Here is a 20,695-nt window from a genome sequence, read left to right as displayed (position 1 = left end):
GTTGAGGGTCGTTGCTTTTCTGTCTATTTATAAAACGAGTAATATTAATGTTCCTCTATATGAACAATAAGGGCAGCTACATACAGCGTACAAGCTAATGTAGCTAGTGAAGCTCTGGCTGTGTTTTTTTCAAATATGCACGCCAGGTAATACACCATTGTTTCGGGTCGTCCAAAGAGGATTCGTCATTGCGATGCACCGTGCTGTTATGCGGAGCTGATTTGACGATATCTGGCTGAGTATAGGCTTCATTCGAGATATGCTCCAGCGCATGGATATATTCGTCGAGATCCTCCTTGGAATAGGATTCCGTTGGCTCCAGTGTGAACGGCTGCGGAACAATATATGGATGATGAGAGGTCCAGTAATGCAAGCCAAAATCACACATTCTTCGCGTAATATCCTCCGTCGTCACTCCAGTCTCATCCGTGAGCTGTTTCCAGCTGTAGCGGACCTGTTCCAAACGACGTCCTTGAACATACGGGGCACTCGCTCCACGTATTTGAACAATTTTATGATATAGATAGTTGTTATTCAGCACCGCTACCTGGGCAACATCCTTCAGACCATCCGGTCCGAGGCTCATAATCCAGGCGTAGGAGCGGAGTACAGTCTGGGCTACACCGTGAAAACTCCGTACCTTACCGATGCTGACTTCTGTTTGATCTCTTAAAATATAACGCCCGTCATCTTCCTTATCCACCAAAGGGCCGGGCATGAAATTTTTCAATTCTTCCGTCACTCCGAGGGCGCCCGTAGCAGGACCGCCGCACATATGGGGCGCAGCAAAGGTTTTGTGAAGATTGAAAAAGCACATATCAAAACCCGCTTCCTTCGCTCGTGTAATCCCGAGCAGGCCATTGGCGTTAGCCTGATCATAATAGCAGACACCACCGGCTTCGTGCACCACATCCGTAAATTCGCGGATACGATGATTGTAGATGCCTGTGTCCTCCGGGTTAGCCACAACAAATCCGGCTGTCCGCTCGGAAACAACACTCTTCAGTTTCTCAAGATCTGGGAATCCATCTTCGTCGGGATGCAACGTAATAATCTTATATCCCTTAACGGCAGCTGTGGCTGCTTGCGAAGGATGAGAGAAAATCGTGGTAATGATTTCATCACGTTGTTCACCTTCCCCGCGAGAATCATGATAGGCGCGGACGATGGAGGCCATCGCCAGAAGTGCCTGGGTTCCACTGCTTGGCTGAAAAGAGAACGCATCCATACCCGATATCTCTCGCATTGCCAGATCGAGATTGTGGAAGATTTCCAGCATCCCCTGAACAGAATCCACATCCTGCAGCGGATGAAGCTCGGTCATACGCGGATTGCGGATAAGCATTTCGTTAATCCGGGGAATATATTTCATCGTGCAGGTTCCCTGCCCGATCTCCACGTTCATATCTGATCCCAGCGTTTCCTGGGATAATCTCAGATAATGCCGCAGTACCTTTGCCTGCCCGATTTCGGGCAAAGCGGGAACAGTGCGCCGCCACATGGATGCCGGTATGTTGTCTTCTGCGGAGCCTGCTTCAGCCGCTACAGCCGCTTCCGTTCCCGGTGGAACAACGCCCCGCTCTCCGGGCCGGTGAAGTTCAAAGATAACGGGCTCATCCCATTTCGCTTGGTGAAAATTACGAACCTTATGATCTCTGCGAATCCGTTTCATGGCATTCAGTCCTCCTCTATATGATCATTATGATGTGCTGACAATGGAACGAAGAGTATCGACGAGTCGGTCTATATCCGCCTGGGTATGCGTTTCCGTGACGCAGTACAGTGCACATTGACCCCATGATGGGTAGGATAATGACAGATTCTTACCACCGAAAATTCCTGTCTTCATTAATCTCTGGTTGATCTCCTCAACGGTTAGACCTGTATCATTAAAATCAACAACAAACTCTTTGAAAAAGGTGCCTTTTTCGAAGCGAAGAGACACCCCTGGAATTCGTGATATCTGTTTTGCAGCGTAATGCGATTTCTGGATAATGGTGCTGCCAACCTCTTGCATTCCGGCAGGACCGAGAAGGGCCAGATATACTCCTGCGGTAATGCCCCATAAAGCGGTCTGGGTTCCTACCGATTCCTTGCCTTTCTCCCGAAGAGCGAATGAGGTACGTTCGTAGGCAACGTCTCCGAAGCCATATTCGCCTTCCACTTCGGTGGGCACGATGCCAAATAACCGGGAAGGGTATTCCATTACGTATTTTTCCTCATCACGTGTTGCAATAAAGCCAGCCTGCCCGCCGCCAAAATTCATATGCATCCCCAGCGGCTGTAGATCTCCACATATGATATCCGCGCCGTAACGACCCGGAGGCTCCAGAACTCCAAGTGAAATCGGATCAACACCTACAATAGAAACAGCATTGATCTTATGTGCCAGTTCAGATATCTCAGCACCCTGATCCTCAATGATTCCAAGGTAACCGGGATTTTCAAAATAAATCGCCGCGATATCGTCGCTTAATTTGCTGCGCAGATCATCCAGATCCATTCGTCCTGTTACCTGATCGATGTCAACATACTGAATATCCATAACTGGAGTACAGTAATTGCGAATAATTGCCGCCTTATCCGGGTCTACGGAACGCGGGAGAAGCACGATTTTGCGCCCTGTAATACGCCCTGCCATCCGAATCGCGGTGGAAGCCGCCTGAGCCCAGTCAAAGGTTGGAACATTCACGACATCCATGTCCACCAGCTCGGCTAGCAGGCTCTGATACTCGAAAAGAGCCTGGAACCGACCATGGTCCTCGTAAGGCTCTCCGGCATAAGCTGTCACAAATTCAGAACGCTGATTGATCTCATCGCATACAGCCGGGATGAAATGCTGCCAGCATCCTGCACCCAGAAAATTAAGATAATCTCCACTGTGCTTGTTCTTCGATAACAGTCCGTCAATATGTCGGCGCAGTTTGTACTCGTTCATGGCTGGCGGAAGGTCCATCTCCCGCTTCAGCTTCAGGCTGTCAGGAATCGCGTCGTGGAGCTGCTCCATAGACGTGAGACCCATTTCTTTAAGCATCGCGTCCCGGACCTCCGGAACGGTATTTGGAATATAGGGATGGGCATATGTTCTGTTTTTTTCAGCCACAATTAACGCCTCCGTTCATATGTTGGGAAAAGGTAGTTCTTATCCGTCCTAAGCGATTCCGCCTCCGTCAACAACGAGCACACTGCCTGTTACCCATGAGGACAAGTCACTCGCCAGGAACAATACGGCATTCGCGATATCACGCGGCGTACCTAGGCGTTCCAGCGGTCTGCCTCCTGCAGAGGCAACCAGAAATGCTGACTCATCCTGCTGTAGCTGCTTCGCTTCGTCACGCAGGAGTGGTGTATCCGTATCTCCTGGTGATACACAGTTGACTCGAATATTCGCCGCGCCATGGTCGATAGCCATGGCGCGCGTCAGATTGACAACGCCCGCCTTTGCGGCGCAATACGCTGCAGCGCGGTCTCCGCCTTTCAGTCCCCAACCAGAGCCTGTGTTAATGATGCTGCCGCCACCGCTTTGCTCCATAATGGGAATGACATATTTAGAGAGCAGGAAGACGCCTTTGAGTGAAACATCTAATACAAGATCCCAGTCTCTTTCATCCAACTCGGTAACCGTTTTGCGGCGGATAACCCCTGCATTATTGAACAGGACATGAATTCCTCCAAGAGCTGATTTAATATCCGAGGCTGTGCGTTCACAGTCTGCGGCAGAGGTCACATTGCAGCAGTAAAAGCTGGCCTGACCTCCCTGTTCACGGATACTGGCGACGGCCTCGTTACCCGCCGCCTCATTAATATCAATCAAGACAGCATGTGCCCCGAAGCTCGCCAGAAGCTCGGCGGTGGCCAGCCCTATGCCAGATGCTCCGCCCGTAACGACCGCTACTTTGCCTGATAAATTCAAAACATCCTGTGTATTAAGCATGTTGATCTTCCTCCATTTCATATTGCAGCGCTTCTGTACCCATTCGGTGGCTCAGCCTTGCAGGAGAGCTATCCTCCGCCATATACGCCTGAAGCAAGATGCGGAACCGGAACGCTTCCGGTTTAACTGTATGCTCAGGGGACTGTGCTGGGCCGCAGCTGTTGCTTCCCAGTCCATTCTGTCGGTAATCCAGATTCAGAGTAATGAAATCACGAGGTGTCAGATCGCTCATATGCTGCGCTTTCTCCAGATCGCCGTCCGTGTAACGTCTGGCACTGAAATCAAGCGTAGGTACACCTGCTGCGAGCAGACCGATTCCTGCTCCATCGACGATAGACACCCATCTAACATCTGTTCGATTTCCGTTCTCTTGAGGATAAATATATGACGTAAACAATCCGTCTACGCTGTTCTGATATATGTCGAAGCGTCCGGCCTCCCGGCTGTCCGAATAGCTCTCTCCCGGCCCGCGTCCATACCATTTCACGTGGTCCATATCACCAGGGATTTCCATTTGAAGACCGATTTTCGGGAGCATGGCAGGTGGTGTTCCTTCCGGCATTCCCTTCACATCTATAATGATTAGTCCGCTTGCAGTAACCGTATAGGACGTTTCACAGCGGAAGCCCCAATTGTAGACAGGAGGTGCTATGCGCGAAGTCCAAGTCATACGCACAGACGTATCATTCAATCGATCCCAGCGGAAGTCATCTATCCGCTCGCTCAGTCGATCGAGGTGTGCCTTACGCCAATCCGGGAGCACATACATATCGTTATCAATCGGAGCACGCCAGAAATTCAGTCGTGGTCCATGTTGAAGGAGTTCCTTACCGTTCAAGCGTAGCGACGCGACCCCTGCACGTAGACGATTAAAAGAAATACGGAAACTGTCATTTGCAAGGATTAGCTCTCGTCCTTCTTCGGTGACTGACAATTTCTGCTCTACAGACAGCAGGGATGAGGGAGATACGGCTGAGGTGGAATGATTCGGCAGTGCAAACTGCGCCCAAGCCACCTCATGTCCCTGTTCCGCCCAAGCGCAGTCTGCTGCCAGCGTGAATCCGACATTCAGCCACATCTCCGTACCCGGCTCAAGATGAATCGACTGTTGATCTGTTAAATTCAAATTTGGAATTAATACGTTTGCGCTATCACCCGGACTAATCTGCGGAAGTACGAGTACACCACTGTTAACGGTTCGTCCATCAGCCGTGACGCTGTAGTGGATTTGCAGGTGATCTAAAGTCACAAAGTCATACCGGTTCGTTACACGAATCTTTCCTGCGTCTATCATTTCGACCCTTACAGGTTCGATGATTTTCTTATATTCAAGGAGTCCCGGAGAGGGGGTGCGGTCTGGGCGAACCAGCCCGTCAATAACAAAATTACTGTTATTCGGTACATCTCCGTAATCTCCACCGTAAGCATAGTCAGCCTTGCCATTGATTGATTTTCTGCTGAGCCCATGATCGATCCATTCCCAGACAAAGCCGCCTTGAAGACGCCGATAAGCATCAAAGGTATCAAAATACGTCCGTAACCCGCCGGGTCCATTACCCATCGCATGGGCAAATTCGCATAGAATATGCGGTTTCGGATGATCGGTTAATTGGCCGAATCCTTCCATTTTCTCCACGGAGGAATACATCGTGCTCACCACATCACATACTTCTGCTTCACGGTCTTCTTCATAATGGATAAGGCGTGTGGGATCATTGGCTTTGCACCACTCAGACATTGCACGGAAATTGCAGCCGAAGCCCGATTCATTGCCAAGCGACCAGAAAATCACGGAAGGGTGATTCTTGTCTCGCTCCACCATACGGCGGATGCGGTCAACATAAGCATCCTTCCAAGCGGGGTCGTCGCTAAGCCGTGAAATATTGCCCAGCGGCTCAAAGCCGTGCGTTTCCAGGTCCGTTTCTTCCATAACGTATAACCCATACTCATCACATAGATCATAGAACCGCGGGTCGTTCGGATAGTGTGCCGTCCGCACCGCATTGATATTGTGCTGCTTCATCATCTGGATGTCTTCGAGCATGGTGGATACCGTAACGGTTCGCCCCGTATCTGGATGATGGTCATGTCGGTTCACACCTTTGAGAAGGATCGCAACTCCGTTCACCAAGAACTGTCCATCCTTGACTTCCACACGGCGGAACCCGACTCGCTGGGCAATCGTTTCTATAACTTGATTCTTCGAATCGACCACTGAAATGACCAGATGATATAAATAAGGAGATTCGGCATTCCATAAAAAAGGCTTCGCCACAGGCAGATTGAACTCTACACGTGAAGGGTCGTTTAGATTTTTCTCGGCTGACAGGATTGGCTCTCCAGCGTTATTCAGCAGTTGTAACTGCACTTTGCCCTGAACTTCTTCTCCATCCAGGTCTAAGCGGACCGACAGTACCGCATTGGTAAACTCTGCATCCAGCTCCGTTACAATTCTATAATCGGTAATGCGGGATGCTAAAGGCTCGGAAATCAGATAGACATCGCGGAAAATGCCACTCATCCACCACATATCCTGGTCCTCCAAGTAACTCCCGTCGGACCACTGGTAAACCCGGACCGCCAATCGGTTAACTCCGGCCTGCAGGAAAGGGGTCAGATCGAATTCTGATGTCAGCCGGCTGCCTTGGCTATAGCCGACAAATGAACCATTCAGCCATACATGAAAGGCGCTATCTACACCGTCGAACTTTAGTGAAACAATTCTTCCGTTCCAATGGTCTGGCAGCGTAAATTCCCTGACGTAGCTACCCGTTGGATTATCATTAGGTGCATGAGGAGGATCAACAGGAAATGGGTAGTCGAGGTCCGTGTAATGCGGACTTCCGTATCCTTGCAACTGCCAGTGGCCAGGGACACGAATATCATCCCAACCTGAGGTGTCATATTCATATTGATGGAAATCAGCGGGTGCCAGATCCGGCCCCTCAGCGAATTGGAATTTCCAAATGCCGTTCAACGATTTGAACCACGGAGAGCTTCCTCTGTCATAGCTCAGAGCATCTTCTTTATTGGAGTGAGGAATAAAATAGGAGCGACTCTTCGCACGGTTTCTCTCCAGCACGCCGAGGTTATCCCAGTCGCGCTCCATGTTCATAACAGTCATGATCGTCATCCCCTTCATTTATCTGTGTGTCCTAGCCTTTAATACCTGTCGTAGCAATTCCGCCGACAATGTAACGCTGGGCGAAGAAGAATATCGCAAGCGGTGGAATCGAAATTAAGCAAGTGATGGCCATGATGGATTGCATATCAACACCGTACATGCCTTTAAATTGAGATAGGCCGAGTGTTAACGTATATTTCGTCTGATCATTCAGGAAAATGAGTGGTCCCAGATAGTCATTCCAACAACTCATGAACTGGAATACGGAGACCAGGATCAGTGAAGGTCCCATTAGCGGCACGATGATTCGCAGCAGAACTGTCATTTTACTGGCGCCGTCAATTGTCGCTGCTTCATCCAGCTCCCGGGGCAGAGTCATAATGAACTGCCGTAACAAAAAGATGTAATAGGCAGAGCCGAACCAAGACGGAATGATCAGGGGTTTGAGTGTGTTGATCCAACCCAAATAGTTAAACTCCATATATTGCGGAATCATTGTTACTTCCCAAGGGATCATCATAGTCGCCAGGACGACAAGAAACAGGAAATCACGCCCTTTGAACTGGAATCTGGCGAAGCCGTAAGCGACGAGCGTGCAGGATATCAGCTGACCTATGGTGGATAAAACCGTAACAATCAGCGTATTTTTCAAAAATAAATTAAAGGGCTGGATGTTCCATGCCTCTGCGAAGTTACTGAATTTCCACACGGACGGAATCCACTTGGGAGGAAACAGATAGAGCTCCTGCGGTGACTTTAACGCCGTGGTCACCGCCCAGAACAGCGGGGCGATGAACAGCAGTGAGAACCCAATCAGCAACGTGTATGCAACTATTTTTTTCATCAGGACCGCCCCCTTGTACTGGCCTTAAGTTTCTTCTGCGGATTCTTTTTCATTTCACCTTCATAGAACACCCAGGCTTCCGAAGACTTGAATACCAGAAACGTCAAAGTAAGCACGATCAGAAACATAAACCAGGCGTTGGCGGCAGAATAGCCCATCTTAAAATATTTGAAAGCGTTCTCATACATATACATCGCATAGAAATAGGTTGATTTCATTGGTCCGCCTCCCGTAAGAAGCAGGGCAAGAGTTAACTGCTGGAATGCTGCAATAATCGATGTGATGAGATTGAACAGAATGGTTGGCGTAATCATCGGAATGGTTACACTCAAGAACTTTCGGATTTTACCTGCTCCGTCGATTGAAGCGGATTCGTACAGGTCCTTAGGAATGCCTTTAAGTCCAGCTAGGAAAATAAGCATCATCGATCCCTGTCCCCAGAGGCTGGCAACGACCATCGCAACAAGCGACCAGTTCGTATCATTCAGCCAATCAGGGCCCTGAATGCCAAGGACAGACAAGAAATAGTTCAAAATTCCATAGTCTCCGCTGTATACCCAGGACCAGATCATGGCAAGCGCCACACCTGAGATTACAGAAGGGAGGTAGAATGCCGTACGGAAAATGGCGCTTCCTTTAACCCTTTGGTTGAGCAGCATGGCGAGTCCGAGCGCAACTACAATATTGAGCGGAACGAAGAGGGCTGCAAATTTCAATGTTACAAATAAAGATTTCCAAAAAAGCGGATCATTCGAAAACATCTCTACGTAGTTGTCTAACCCGATAAAAGTTACCTTACCGACGATTGGCCAATCAAAAAATGAAATGACCAATGAGAACAGCAGGGGGCCTAGAGTGAAGAAAACAAATCCAAATATCCAAGGGAAGATAAAGAGGTAGGGCGCAAGCCCACCCCATCTACGTTTTTTCAAGGCCTTAAGGGTAGCTGTCGGTTCCAATGTATTCTGCAGGTAGGTCTGAGCCATCTCCTAACCTTCTTTCTACAAGTGTTATTTCAAATATCGCTCGCTGTCCTTAACCGCCTGATTCAGTGCTTCTTGGGCATTGCTGCCATGCATGACTGCTTCAACTGCAGCCGACAACTGCCGGTTCACTTCATTCCACTTCGGATTGAGCAGAAATGCAGGTGTATTATCGGAACGCTCAAGCATGGTGTAATAAGGCTTGTAAAGTGGGTCTTGATCCTTCTTGAGCTCGTTTACAACACTTTGTCGTACCGGCAGGTCAGCAACGCGCATTTTGATGGATTCATTAGAGACGTAAAATTTAACGAATTCCCATGCAAGATCCTTGTTCTTGGAGTCTTTGGCAATAGACAGTGCGGATTCGGCCAGTACACCTTTAACCGGTTTGCCTGGAAAAGCCGGAATTTCGACCGTGCCTACATCAACTCCCGCTTGTTTGAACGATTCGAGCGGCCAGATTCCGCTTTCCCACATGGCGATTTTACCGCCTTTGAAAATATCATCACCGCTTTGCTGGCCTTTCCCACCAGTGAGCACTGCGGTACCGTTCTTCACCATATCACCAATCATTTGGATAGCTTCAGCAGTTTCCTTGCTGTTCATGTAGCCTTCGATGGTCTTACCATCCGGGGAGATAAAGGAGCCGCCATTGCTCCAGACAAAGCCCTGCAAGTCATACGTATCATTCTCGGCGCGTGCACCGAAGCCGTACTGCTTCTTGGATGGATCCGTCAGCTTTTTAGCGATATCCTGAAAGTCGCTCCATTCCCATCCGTCTTTGGGATAAGGGACACCGGCAGCATCAAAGAGTTTTTTGTTATAATAGACGACACGAGTCGTGAAGCCTGCCGGAATGCCGTATAACTTATCGTCAATTTTTCCATAGTTGAATAATCCTTTGTAAAAATCATCTATCTTCAGGTCTGTATCCTTCTCTGCGAAGCTATCCAGTGGTTCAAGAGATTGATGGTAGGTAGGGAAGTCCCACATGTACATGACGTCTGGCGGGTTACCCGCTCCGAAGCCTGCGGCAAGCTTCTGGTCAAATCCGTCCGCGTAGGCCTCAACCTGCACCTTTGTACCAGGATGTTCTGCTTCAAACTTTTTGGCGATATCCTGCTCAATTTTGAGCGCGTCTCCCGTATCCCAGGTTGCAAAACGAAGCGTCTTCGTCTGATCCGAACCGCCGTTCTCCGGATTGGCTGTTCCAGCGTTACCGCTGCATGCAGACAGTATAGATACCATCAGCGTCGTTGCAAGGACAATGTGTGAAATTCTTTTTTTCATATTGTCAGCTCCCTGTCAGTGAGGTTTATAATAATTGAACCGCTTTCATCGTAACGCGAATGAAAGCGGTTCAAAACGTGCATCTATTCGAATGTTGTTGTGATTTTGTTCGAATTGTTGAAGCAGGTGTCAATCTGTTCGAGAGCTGTCGTCTTTTTGTTGGGCACGGTAATGACTCGGTGTCTGACCCGTACAGCGTTTGAACCATTTGCTAAAATATTTGCTATCACCAAGTCCTGTCCGTTCCGCAATTTCCTGCATGGTAAGTTGTGTGTCCCGCAGTAAACCATAAGCAAGGCGCAGTTTCCGTTTATATTGGAAGGCAATGAAACTATCACCAACAGCCTTCTTAAACAGAATGGAGAAATGACTGCGGCTGAGCCCAACCTCTTCCGCCAGTTCGCTGGCTGACCAATCAGCTGCGGGATTAGCATACAGTAGATTCACGGCTTTCCAGATCGGATCTGGCCAATGATTTATGGATATCCCATACAGCTTCTCTAGCTCAGCTTCTTTATGAAGGTTTTGGAACGCCAGCTTCAGATCATCGCTGTTGAGCAAGGATTCTTTACGTGTCCACTTCAACTGACTGCATTTACTCTTACACTCTACCAGAAGGCTGTCTGCAGACCCTCGCAGCGAATCAGGAACGATCCAATAGTAGTATTCTTCTCCATAAGGAATGATCGTACCCTCGCGCATGCTGGGGTCATTCTTCTCAGCTCCTTGTAGTAGTTCGATCCAAGATGCTCTGCATTCTGCCGTTCGAATTAGATATATTAACAGTGGCGGACCATTAACATGCGATTGACCACCATGCAGCTTCTCCAGTTCCTCTGGAAATTTACAGCTATGCCCGTTCAGCCATGCAAAGAGTAATGTTTCCATACGTTCTTCATCTTTTGGAGCGGGGGGAGCGGAGATAGACAGTTCCTGCTGGAACTTCTTTAACATGTCTTCAAGTTCTTCGTCCTCAAAAGCGGTTTTCAAAAGATATCCGGATGCCCCAAGTTGAATTCCTTGCTGCGCGTATTCAAAGTCGCGATGACAACTGAGCAGAATTATTTTGGTCTTCGGCGCCATCTCCTTTATCTTGCGAGACAGATCGATGCCATCCATCTCTGGCATTACAATATCTGTTATTACAATTTCAGGCCGATGCTCCAGAAAGGCTTCCCAGGCTTTTTGTCCATTGGGCGCGTCAGCTATAACTTCCATTCCAAATTTCTCCCAAGCTACGGTCGAACGTAGGCCTTTCCGTACAATGCTCTCATCATCTGCAATCAGCACCTTAATTCTCTTTGCTGTATCCATCCGGACGCTCCTCCTCTTTGGGCCAATGAATGACAATCGTTGTACCTTCACCCTTAGTCGAATGTACCGTAAGTCCGTACTGCGGGCCGAAATGTAGTTTGAATTTCTGGTCTGCGTTCTGTACCCCTAATCCTCCGCGACCACGACGATTCGGATCTGGAACAAGCAAACGCTCCCGTTTTTCTTCCGTCATACCTGCTCCATTATCCCGGAGAGTCAGCAGAAGCTCATTCTTTTCTACGGTGACATCCAGCTTAATTACACCTATTCCATCCGTGAAACCGTGGAAAAATATATTTTCAAACAGTGGTTGCAGAGTCATGCGTGGGATCAGATACTGTTTTAGTGAGTCCTCACAATTCAGCTCATAGCTGAACACATTTCCGTACCTGATCTCCTGAATTTTCAGGAAATGCTCAATCATGCGTAGTTCTCTGCCCACCGTGATCAGTTCCTGCGATATATCCAAATTCCCTTCCAGCACCATCGTTAAGTGATATAACATCTGACGGATATCATCAGCCCCTTCCAGACGGGCCTTCCACTGAATGGAGTTCAACGTATTGAACAGCAGGTGGGGGTTAATCTGATAATGGAAAGCCTTCAGTTCCGCTTCCTTCTTGAGTCGTTCGCTTTGTTCCACTTCCTGGACGAGCGATTGGACACCACTTACCATCCGGTTAAAACTCATATCAAGGCTACCTAGCTCATCTCTGCCTTCGATCGGCATCCGTGTATCCAGCTTACCGAAGCTGACCTTCTGCATCGAATCCTTTAGCGTACGAATACGTGCTGTAAACCTCGATGAGAACAGATAGGCGAGTCCAAAGGCAAGCAGACATGAAATAATGGCCACGACAATGGTATTCGACCGAATAATGCCCGAGGAGAGGTAGAAGGCTTTGGCAGGTAATCTCGCTTCTATGGTCCACTGGTTCACGGCAAGCGTCCGAATCCATGTAATATCACTATCCTTTTTCGTAAAATTGGATGCGCTTTCATATATAATTCTTCCGTCCGTAGCTTTAATGGTCAGATGCGACTTCGTATCTGTCTCAAACAGCTTGAACATATGGATCAGTTCCTGCGCATTCTCCTCGATGAGTATGGTGCTGCCGTTTTGCGTTCCATTGGAATTATGAATCGGAACAGCGAGTCCAAGAACAGGAAGATTCGAATCGCCTGAGCTGCTCATTGCGTGATTTTGCATATAAAAGCCAAGCCAGTATAGTCCTTTATAAGAAGCCGGTTTTGTCTTCCATTCTGGCATATTTCTCAGCTTGGCTACATCCAAATTGTTCTCTCCATAATAATAGCCAGAGGGCGTAATGATATAGATTCCTGCGGTTTGGTCCGTCCACAGCGATTTTAGTAGTGCTTCAAAGTCATTCTTCTCAATGATTTCGCTATAGCTTACAGGCGCCTGGTTCCTTAGATCGGTATGGGCGGGATCAAGCAAATACGAGTAGATCGTTTCACTCATTTGTTTCATTCGGCCTAAAGATGAGCTCGTTTGTTGCTCCAACTGCGCTACAGCATTTTCACCATATTTGCCAAACTGGGAATTAATGATTTTGGCGGATTGGTAATAGGACAACGCACCAAGCGAGAGCAGCGGAATCAGAGTCACGATGAGAAAACAGAAGAGCAGCTTGGTCCGTATACTGCGGTAGGAACCAGAGAAAATGCGTTTATTAAGCTGCCTGATCCATTGGATGTTCATAAACGGTTTCCCCTCTCGCTATAACTACATCTACCTGCATTCTAGCACAGACAGGTAGCCTATAGAAGAATCCAATCATTTCATGGTAACGCTTTCAAATTACGGATTGCAAATAAAATTTTTCGAGGGAACGGGAAAAGCACGTTCCCGGAAAGCTGTTTAAAACAGCGGACGGAGACGTGCGGTATTTGTGTTAGATTGTGTATTCATGCCCCAGAACCAAGAACACACTCGATGTCCATGTGAATGCCCTGTCACGTAGGCCTTCACCAGTCAGCGCGTCGAAGTTCTCCGCCATACCACTCCGGCTAAGCATACTGCAGAAGCGGCGGGATACTTCCCGAGCGAGCTCAAGGTCACCAGCTGCAGCCACACCCTCCACGAGCAGCATGGTCGATGGTGCCCAGATCGGTCCACGCCAGTACCCGTCTGGTATATAGTAAGGGCTGCTTATGCTCTCGGTCGCCCAACCATTGTCCGTCAGGAAGCGATTCTCCTCCCGTAACCCTTCCAGAAGAAGATTTCTGATCGGTTCAGGCAGGCGTTTACCCAGTAGAATCGGAACAAATAACAGCAGACTGTCTCCAACTGAAGGCTCATGTGTACCTGAACGTAAGGAGATAAATTTATCCTCTTTCCAGAAGTGGCTGATCATCTTCTCCAGCGTATCATCCGCCAGTTTTCTCCATTCCGAAGACTCCTCGGTAAGCCCAAGCAACCCGGCAATTTCAGCCAGAAGCTCTGTCTGGATAATGAGAAAGGCAGCTAAATCCGGGCTTTCTACGGGAATTCCATGATTAAACGCGGTGCTGTTATCCCAGCCGGAATCATTACCGTGGTTATATTGGGGAATTCCATCACCATCATCATCACGATACCGGAACCACCATTTCGTCCACTTGCACAATGGACCATATACTTCACGGAGCTGTGCCTCGCGGATATAATCCGTACGTTGCATCATCCAAGCCAGTGTCCATCCATGAATCGGAGGTTTGTTACAGTTCCAAAGCTCATATTTATCGTTCACAAAGTCAGGAATTAATCCACTCTCATCTTGCCGATCAAAAAAGATCATGAACTGGTCCCATGCAAGCTTTGGATCATGGCGAACAAGCGCCATCGCATTGAAACAGTGGTCCCAGCTCCATATATTCGTCATCCAGTTCTTCGACATATACATAGCTGGGCGCGTCAGACAACCCTCCGCTGGAACGAGGCAGGACCAAGTAATGTAAGCCGCGAGCTCCCGCGCATCCTGCCAGCGATCAGGGATCGCAAGACTGCTGTCCAGCCACTGGTTGAATTCAGTCCGAACTGTTTCTACGTCATCATCAAAGGACTCCCATTGTGGACGAGGCTCCCATACTGTGCGGAATTCCTCAACGGCAAACTCAGCTGTATTCGTGTCCGTATCCATACTGAACTCTGCGATTACGCGTGAGCTCTTGATTTTATCCCACGGCACTTCGAGTTTCATGTCGCCTGCAATTCCAGTCAGCATGAAGCGGCATTCATGGGTAAAGCTGTTCACTTCCCAGCTGTTCTTATTTACTTCATATGCATAATCATAAGTTGAGGGGATAAAGGTTAAGCGGATCCCGCATCCTTTTGAACGGAACCGCACCGTGCGGCTATCCGAAATACAGATTTCAGCAAAGACTGCCGACACTGGTGAATTCAGCCGGACGATTTCTGGAGAAGCTTCTGCCGTGAATGGCATCGTCTGATTCTGCTGATCCAACAGTTCGATACGGAATGCCTCGCCAAATTTATCATCTCCACCCCGCACCGTTCGTAGGTAGAGGCCCTGCTGTCTATTCTGGCCTTCAGGCAGGAGAGAGACGGCAAGAAACGATTCCCTGCGGCTAAAGGGTACAAAGTTCAGATCGAATTTCATAATGCTCCTCCTTCAACAAGCAATAATACGCTTTCATTGTAAACCGCTGCACAAGGAACAGGAACGTCCAGGTGTTTTCGCTAGAGAGGGGAATTTGTTGGCATTGGATGATTCGCGAGGCTATAGGTGTCTTTTTGTTAGAAGATTGGGGGGGAAAGTGTTAGATATAGAGGTTGGAAGGAATGGAAAAGCCCATGCATCAGATCGTTCTCGGACGACCTTTCATGGGCTCTTGTCTTTTATCATCATGGATTAAAATTGTTAAAAGAAAAAAAGTTCATTTTGCATAGTGGATCATTTCACTGCATTCCGATTCGGTAACTGAGTCAGATAACTGTTGGATAAGTGTAGAAGATCCAAAGCCCGTTCGTACTGTTCCTTCGTAATATATGCGGAAGAGGTCGATTCCTCTTCGGTTGGTATGGCAGATGCGGGCACGGCTGGTTCATCCTCCAGACTGTCCGGAATCGTGCTCTTCTCCTGATCAGGCTCAGCCGAAACGACATCCTGTCTCCCGGCATCAGCAAGAGAATAATGCGTACCGTCACCGTATCCCGTCTCAGGAACGAACAGTGAAGCATCATTCAATACGGAACCGGAAGGCAGGTAATAGCGCTCTGGCAGCAGATTATTTCCCTCACGCAGCAAATCCTGCCCAAAATGCAGTTGGTTCTGGAGAGAGGTTCCGGTCAACCCGGCGATCGTTGGCAGAATATCCACCTGTCCTCCGATCTGTTCCAGCTGAGCTGCCGGCGTGATGCCAGGAGCCGTGACGATGAGTGGAATATTGATCATGTCCGCAGACGTGTACTCCCGACCGTAGATTTCCTGCATCAGTTTCTCGTCAGTCCGATCCAGCGAATAGATAGGCAGACCCAGATGGTCACCGTAAACGACCAGCAGGCTATTTTCCCATAGTCCTCGTTCCTTAAGTCCCTCAATAAATTGTCCCACCGCCTGATCGGCATAATGCTGGGACACGAGGTAATCCCCTGGCAACGTATTAACGTACCGTTCCGGCAACGTCAGACTTTTTTTATCTTCTGGCAAATGGTAAGGATGGTGCGCAGACATGGAGATGATTTGTGCATAGAAAGGTGACCCTGATGCCTGCATGGCCTCGAGTTTATCCAGCGTCTTACTGTACAGCACTTCATCCGATGCCGAGAAGGCGATGGAATCCTCTGTTCCGAAATAATTTATGTCATAATACTGATCGAATCCAAGCGCCCTGTATAACTGATCGCGATTCCAGAAGTGCACATCATTCGTATGGAATGTGGCTGTCTGGTACCCGTTCGCGGACATCAGTCTGGGCAGACTTGGCAACTCCTTATTGACATAAACGGTAGTTGCAGCCCCGTTGGGCGGTGTGTAAAACGATGTATTCACGACAAACTCGGCATCCGACGTATTGCCCTGTCCGACTTGCTGATAAAAGTTCGGGAAATACAGGCTTTGTCCAGCCAACTGATTCAGATTGGGTGTAACTTCCTGTCCGTCCAACTGCAATCCGATCAGGAAGTTCTGAAATGATTCGAGCTGGAGGACTATGACGTTGCGTCCTTTGGCTGCACCCTCCTTCACAACAGTGGGTAGTATTGTCGTTTGTTTAATCTCGTCGATATGATTCTGATCGATTTGATCGAGGGGCACGGGTTTGTCAGGCCGATCAGCCAGGATGGTGTACGCTTCGTAACCGAGAATCCCCATCTGCTCCGCCTGAGTAATTTCGCTCATACTCGCCCGATTGGGGTATATGTTGAGCATGACCAGCATCATCGACAGAACCAGGATGACCGAGGCAATCCGCCTTCTGGCCCTTCGTTCAAGCGGTACGCTACCTGGACGTTCAGTCCCGCCGAGCTTGATCCGCCGACGAATCAGAATGCCCGCGATGACCAGAATATCCGCAAAAATAAATAAATAATACGGATCAAGCAAAGAGAACATGCTGCTCTTGACCGAGGTGACCTGATTAACCTGTGCGAGCGCGTGATAATTGACAATGACACCATAATATTTGTAATACATGATCGCTGCGAAGAAGATGCCCGATAGAACCAGATTTAGTCCGAGATAGAGCCACATCCGGCGTTTGGCTGCGAACCACTCAATCAGACAGAAGCAGATCCAGATCAGCGGCAACTCTGTCAGCAGCGGTTTCCAGACGGGGATGTCATCGAAGATCACAATCCAGGCCAGAGAGCTTTTGATCATCATAATAACGGTGAATACTATAAACGGTCCGCTTAGAAACCGGGTGAGTGAATTGCGTGACAAGTTACCGCCTTCCTTCCTTTCCGAAGTTTCATTTAACAAGTATTATGCTATCTCATGGCATGTCGTGTCAAAAGCACCAAACCTCTTGGTTGCTCGCCTCATGCAATTATTGGAAAAAGGAGAGAGGAGTTTGGGTCATTTATGACCTCGCATATACAAAAAGCCCCTTCCATTGAAGAAGAGGCGGAAGGGGTTGTCAATTTAAAGTACAAATAATATAGACGATGCTAACCCAAAGTGTAATCACAGTATATCTGTAGACTTGCATACAGATTATGGAGCGTAAAACCAGTTCTGCTCCCGTTCGTTTACTCTATGGTGAATGTCGTGACGAATGAAGGTCTTGGAAACATGGTGGGCTTCTTTGCGGTCAGCCCTTCACTCGTGCTGCGGTTGCGGTGAGCATGGTTATAGGCTTGAGACTGCTGCCAGTTTTTGAAATGATCCTCGGTCTGCCAAAGTGTAAGGACTACATACGTATCGTCCTTTAACGGACGAAGCACACGAATGCCGACAAAGCCGGGTTCGTCTTCCACTTTGCGTGCACGATTCTTGAAACGTTCCTCGAAGTCGTTCCGTCCATCTTCGGTAACAGGGATGTTGTTGAGAACGGCATAACCACCGCCTGTCCAGGAGCCTGCGGCATCGAAGGCTTCATACGCCGCTACATTGTCATCGGACTCGATGTTCATCAGACGTTCTGTCGATTCAATGGCCAAACGAAGCTGTTCCTCGCTGCGCAATGTCAGATGAGGATATGCAGCAAGTGCATACGGAATCGGTGAAGGGACCAAATAGATATACATAGAAGATGCCTCCTTATTTACGTACATTCTCCCCCTCAACATAGCATATGGGAAGGGGCGAGTCCAATCCGCGGATTGGCTGGTTTGAGCACTGCTTTTCGTGATAAAGTATAGACACTACAATCAGAACGGGTGATCGCATGACAACCGCAATTCGAATATCAGTCAGGCCTTTGGTGGAATATGTGTACCGCAGTGGCAGCATACGTCCAGGGTTCCGCACCAATGCATCGATGCAGGAGGGAACCCGGATACACCAGCGGGTGCAGAAGGATTACACAGAAGAGGATTTGAAAGAAGTGGTTCTCGAAGTGGAACTGCAGCACGGAGACTTGACCTACGTGGTGGAGGGACGATGTGACGGACTGATTCGTCTGGATGGTCAGCTGACGGTGGATGAGATCAAATCGACTGCGGGAAATCTGGACGAGCTGGGCGATGGGGCCCCCGTACACTGGGCGCAGGCCATGATGTATGCCTATATGTACGCCGTTCAGCATGATGAACCATGTATGCAGGTACAGCTTACGTACGTGCACACCGTGAACAATGAAGAAAGACGGTTTCGGCGGATGCTGGAACGGCAGGAGCTGGAACAGTTTGCAGCTGAGCTGGTCGCTGGCTACGCGCCATATGCAGAGATGATCGTGGAATATGAAGAGAAGCGAGATATAAGCGTGCGCGAGCTGCCTTTTCCTTTTCGCAAATACAGGGAGGGACAGCGCAAGCTGGCAGGAGCTGTATACAAGACGATTCGTGAGGGACAGGGACTGATGGCGAAAGCGCCAACGGGTATTGGCAAAACGATGTCTGTACTGTTTCCCACGGTCAAGGCGATTGGTGAAGGAGAAGCCAAACGTTTGTTTTATCTGACCGCTAGAACGACGACGCGAGTGGCGGCAGAAGAAGCTTTTGCCCGGATGCAGGCCGAAGGATTGAAGATGCATGTGATCAGTCTCACCGCAAAGGACAAGATCTGTTTCAAGGAAGAGGAAGCCTGTGATACGGGACAGTGCGGCATGTGCGAAGGATATTATGACCGTATTAATGGAGCGGTGCTGGATATGCTGGAACATGAGACGTTAATGACACGCCCGGTTATTGAACAGTACGCGCGCAAGCATCGGGTATGTCCGTTTGAATTTTCACTGGATGCTGCGTATGCCGCTGATGCGGTGATTTGCGATTATAACTATATTTTCGATCCACGCATCTCGCTCAAACGCATGCTGGAGGAGCAGAAGCGCAAGACGGTATTATTGGTCGATGAGGCACATAATCTGGTTGATCGGGGTCGAATGATGTTTTCGGCAGAGCTGGAGAAGGCCGTCTTTCTGGATGTCAAAAGGGAGTTCCAGACGCTGGGCAGCAGTGTGACCGCTGCCAAAGCCATCGCGGATCGTACGGGTGCCATCGACAAATACCTGATTACGCTTCGCAAAAACGGCGGGGATGAGGGCAAATTGCTGCAACAGGAGGCGCCGGAGGAGCTGATTGAACTGCTGGAGCCTTTTGTCATGGTTGCGGAGCAATGCCTTGTTGAAGGGGGTTCGGGAAATGCCGAGACGGATGAATTGCTGCTGACAGCCTATTTCACCGCACAGAATTTCCTGCGTATTGCCAAGCTGTATGATGATCGCTTCATTACCTATATGGAATGTGTGCGAAGTGAAGTACGAGTGAAGCTGTTCTGCCTGGATCCGTCTGTGCTGCTGCGCCAGACTGCCAAAGGGTTCCGTTCTACCATTCATTTCTCTGCGACATTGTCACCTCTTGGTTATTACCGGGATATGCTAGGTGCGGAGGAAGAGGATTATACCTTGCGTATTGCTTCGCCTTTCCAGCGGGAGCAGCTGGATGTGAGATTGCTGCCATTATCGATTCGCTATCGGGATCGTGAACGTTCCAGACAGCCTATTGCCAGTATGCTGCGCCAGTTGGTTGCCGAGTGGCCCCATAGCAACCTGCTCGTCTTTTTCCCATCCTATCCTTATATGCGCGAAGTACATGCGACGTATATGGAACAGCCGGGCGAGGCAGAAGTCATGATGCAGGAGCAGGGCATGAGTGAAGAGGAACGGGAGGCGTTCCTGAACGCGTTCCAGCCAAATCCTGAACGAACACGGTTGGTATTTGCCGTGATGGGCGGTGTATTTTCCGAAGGTGTGGATCTGCCGGGTGATCGTCTGAATGGAGTTGTGGTGGTCGGTGCTGGATTACCCCAAATTGGTCTGGAGAACAACGTACTCCGTGATTATTATAGTCGTACAGGGCGAAATGGATTCAATTATGCCTATGTTTTCCCAGGTATGAACAAGGTATTGCAGGCAGGTGGAAGGCTGATACGTACGGAAGAGGATAAGGGCGTACTGGTGCTGGTCGATGATCGTTTCACCGAGGAACCTTATCGTTCATTGCTGCCCGAGGAGTGGCAGGACTACACACGGATTTCACCCTAATAACGATTTATAGCTAAAAGATCGATCGTAGACTT

13 protein-coding genes are annotated in these 20,695 nt (G+C 48.9%); 1 reads left to right on the top strand and 12 read right to left on the bottom strand.

Translation table 11 applies throughout. From position 1 onward, the window contains the following. Positions 1-103: 103 nt before the first annotated feature. The 12 genes from gcvPB to DC345_RS32340 form a co-directional block, all read right to left on the bottom strand. Positions 104-1,672: an aminomethyl-transferring glycine dehydrogenase subunit GcvPB gene (gene gcvPB / locus DC345_RS10545; RefSeq protein ID WP_113053048.1), complete on the bottom strand. Its 1,569-nt coding sequence runs from the start codon at positions 1,670-1,672 to the stop codon at positions 104-106. A gap of 27 nt (positions 1,673-1,699) precedes the next feature. Then, a complete protein-coding gene (gcvPA, locus tag DC345_RS10540; RefSeq protein WP_258530611.1) occupies positions 1,700-3,103 on the bottom strand; it encodes an aminomethyl-transferring glycine dehydrogenase subunit GcvPA in 1,404 nt (467 codons plus the stop codon). Between the two features lie 48 nt (positions 3,104-3,151). Then, a complete protein-coding gene (locus DC345_RS10535; protein WP_113053047.1) occupies positions 3,152-3,934 on the bottom strand; it encodes an SDR family NAD(P)-dependent oxidoreductase in 783 nt (260 codons plus the stop codon). After that, on the bottom strand, positions 3,927-7,058 hold the full coding sequence (gene lacZ / locus DC345_RS10530) for a beta-galactosidase, LacZ type (protein ID WP_113053046.1): 3,132 nt from the start codon (positions 7,056-7,058) through the stop codon (positions 3,927-3,929). The genes DC345_RS10535 and lacZ overlap by 8 nt, the downstream gene beginning before the upstream one ends. A 31-nt stretch (positions 7,059-7,089) precedes the next feature. Continuing rightward, positions 7,090-7,902, bottom strand: a complete 813-nt coding sequence (locus DC345_RS10525; protein ID WP_113053045.1) for a carbohydrate ABC transporter permease — start codon at positions 7,900-7,902, stop codon at positions 7,090-7,092. Beyond that, the gene (locus DC345_RS10520; protein WP_113053044.1) at positions 7,902-8,888 is read right to left on the bottom strand and encodes a carbohydrate ABC transporter permease; all 987 of its coding nucleotides are present in this window, start codon (positions 8,886-8,888) and stop codon (positions 7,902-7,904) included. Before DC345_RS10520 ends, DC345_RS10525 begins: the two co-directional genes overlap by 1 nt. 24 nt (positions 8,889-8,912) lie before the next feature. Then, entirely contained in the window at positions 8,913-10,175 is a 1,263-nt protein-coding gene (locus DC345_RS10515; RefSeq protein WP_113053043.1) for an ABC transporter substrate-binding protein, read from the bottom strand. A 129-nt stretch (positions 10,176-10,304) separates the two neighbouring features. Beyond that, on the bottom strand, positions 10,305-11,489 hold the full coding sequence (locus tag DC345_RS10510; RefSeq protein WP_113053042.1) for a response regulator transcription factor: 1,185 nt from the start codon (positions 11,487-11,489) through the stop codon (positions 10,305-10,307). After that, entirely contained in the window at positions 11,467-13,212 is a 1,746-nt protein-coding gene (locus DC345_RS10505) for a sensor histidine kinase (protein WP_113053041.1), read from the bottom strand. Before DC345_RS10505 ends, DC345_RS10510 begins: the two co-directional genes overlap by 23 nt. A gap of 193 nt (positions 13,213-13,405) precedes the next feature. After that, positions 13,406-15,112, bottom strand: coding sequence for an amylo-alpha-1,6-glucosidase (locus tag DC345_RS10500; RefSeq protein ID WP_113053040.1), 1,707 nt, complete (start codon positions 15,110-15,112; stop codon positions 13,406-13,408). Positions 15,113-15,406: 294 nt separating this feature from the next. Further along, positions 15,407-17,395 carry an LTA synthase family protein gene (locus tag DC345_RS10495; RefSeq protein WP_258530610.1) on the bottom strand — a complete coding sequence of 663 codons (1,989 nt, stop codon included), beginning with the start codon at positions 17,393-17,395 and terminating at the stop codon, positions 15,407-15,409. A 308-nt stretch (positions 17,396-17,703) separates the two neighbouring features. After that, positions 17,704-18,201, bottom strand: coding sequence for an antibiotic biosynthesis monooxygenase family protein (locus DC345_RS32340; protein ID WP_113053039.1), 498 nt, complete (start codon positions 18,199-18,201; stop codon positions 17,704-17,706). A gap of 140 nt (positions 18,202-18,341) precedes the next feature. Here DC345_RS32340 and DC345_RS10485 point away from each other — a divergent pair, with 140 nt between their 5' ends. Then, the gene (locus DC345_RS10485) at positions 18,342-20,660 is read left to right on the top strand and encodes a helicase C-terminal domain-containing protein (protein WP_113053038.1); all 2,319 of its coding nucleotides are present in this window, start codon (positions 18,342-18,344) and stop codon (positions 20,658-20,660) included. Positions 20,661-20,695 lie beyond the last annotated feature (35 nt).

Origin of the sequence: Paenibacillus taichungensis (genome assembly GCF_003287275.1) — a bacterium.
Classification (GTDB): domain Bacteria; phylum Bacillota; class Bacilli; order Paenibacillales; family Paenibacillaceae; genus Paenibacillus; species Paenibacillus taichungensis_A.
Note: the sequence above shows the minus strand (reverse complement) of the source record. Positions and strands in the feature narration are given on the sequence as shown.

What these genes read in the sequence shown, in the direction of transcription:
- DC345_RS32340 (WP_113053039.1), bottom strand. Translation starts at nt 18,201, where the DNA reads ATGTATATCTATTTGGTCCCTTCACCGATTCCGTATGCACTTGCTGCA.
- DC345_RS10510 (WP_113053042.1), bottom strand. Translation starts at nt 11,489, where the DNA reads ATGGATACAGCAAAGAGAATTAAGGTGCTGATTGCAGATGATGAGAGC.
- DC345_RS10520 (WP_113053044.1), bottom strand. Translation starts at nt 8,888, where the DNA reads ATGGCTCAGACCTACCTGCAGAATACATTGGAACCGACAGCTACCCTT.
- DC345_RS10485 (WP_113053038.1), top strand. Translation starts at nt 18,342, where the DNA reads ATGACAACCGCAATTCGAATATCAGTCAGGCCTTTGGTGGAATATGTG.
- DC345_RS10535 (WP_113053047.1), bottom strand. Translation starts at nt 3,934, where the DNA reads ATGCTTAATACACAGGATGTTTTGAATTTATCAGGCAAAGTAGCGGTC.
- DC345_RS10515 (WP_113053043.1), bottom strand. Translation starts at nt 10,175, where the DNA reads ATGAAAAAAAGAATTTCACACATTGTCCTTGCAACGACGCTGATGGTA.
- DC345_RS10525 (WP_113053045.1), bottom strand. Translation starts at nt 7,902, where the DNA reads ATGAAAAAAATAGTTGCATACACGTTGCTGATTGGGTTCTCACTGCTG.
- DC345_RS10505 (WP_113053041.1), bottom strand. Translation starts at nt 13,212, where the DNA reads ATGAACATCCAATGGATCAGGCAGCTTAATAAACGCATTTTCTCTGGT.
- DC345_RS10500 (WP_113053040.1), bottom strand. Translation starts at nt 15,112, where the DNA reads ATGAAATTCGATCTGAACTTTGTACCCTTTAGCCGCAGGGAATCGTTT.
- lacZ (WP_113053046.1), bottom strand. Translation starts at nt 7,058, where the DNA reads ATGACTGTTATGAACATGGAGCGCGACTGGGATAACCTCGGCGTGCTG.
- gcvPB (WP_113053048.1), bottom strand. Translation starts at nt 1,672, where the DNA reads ATGAAACGGATTCGCAGAGATCATAAGGTTCGTAATTTTCACCAAGCG.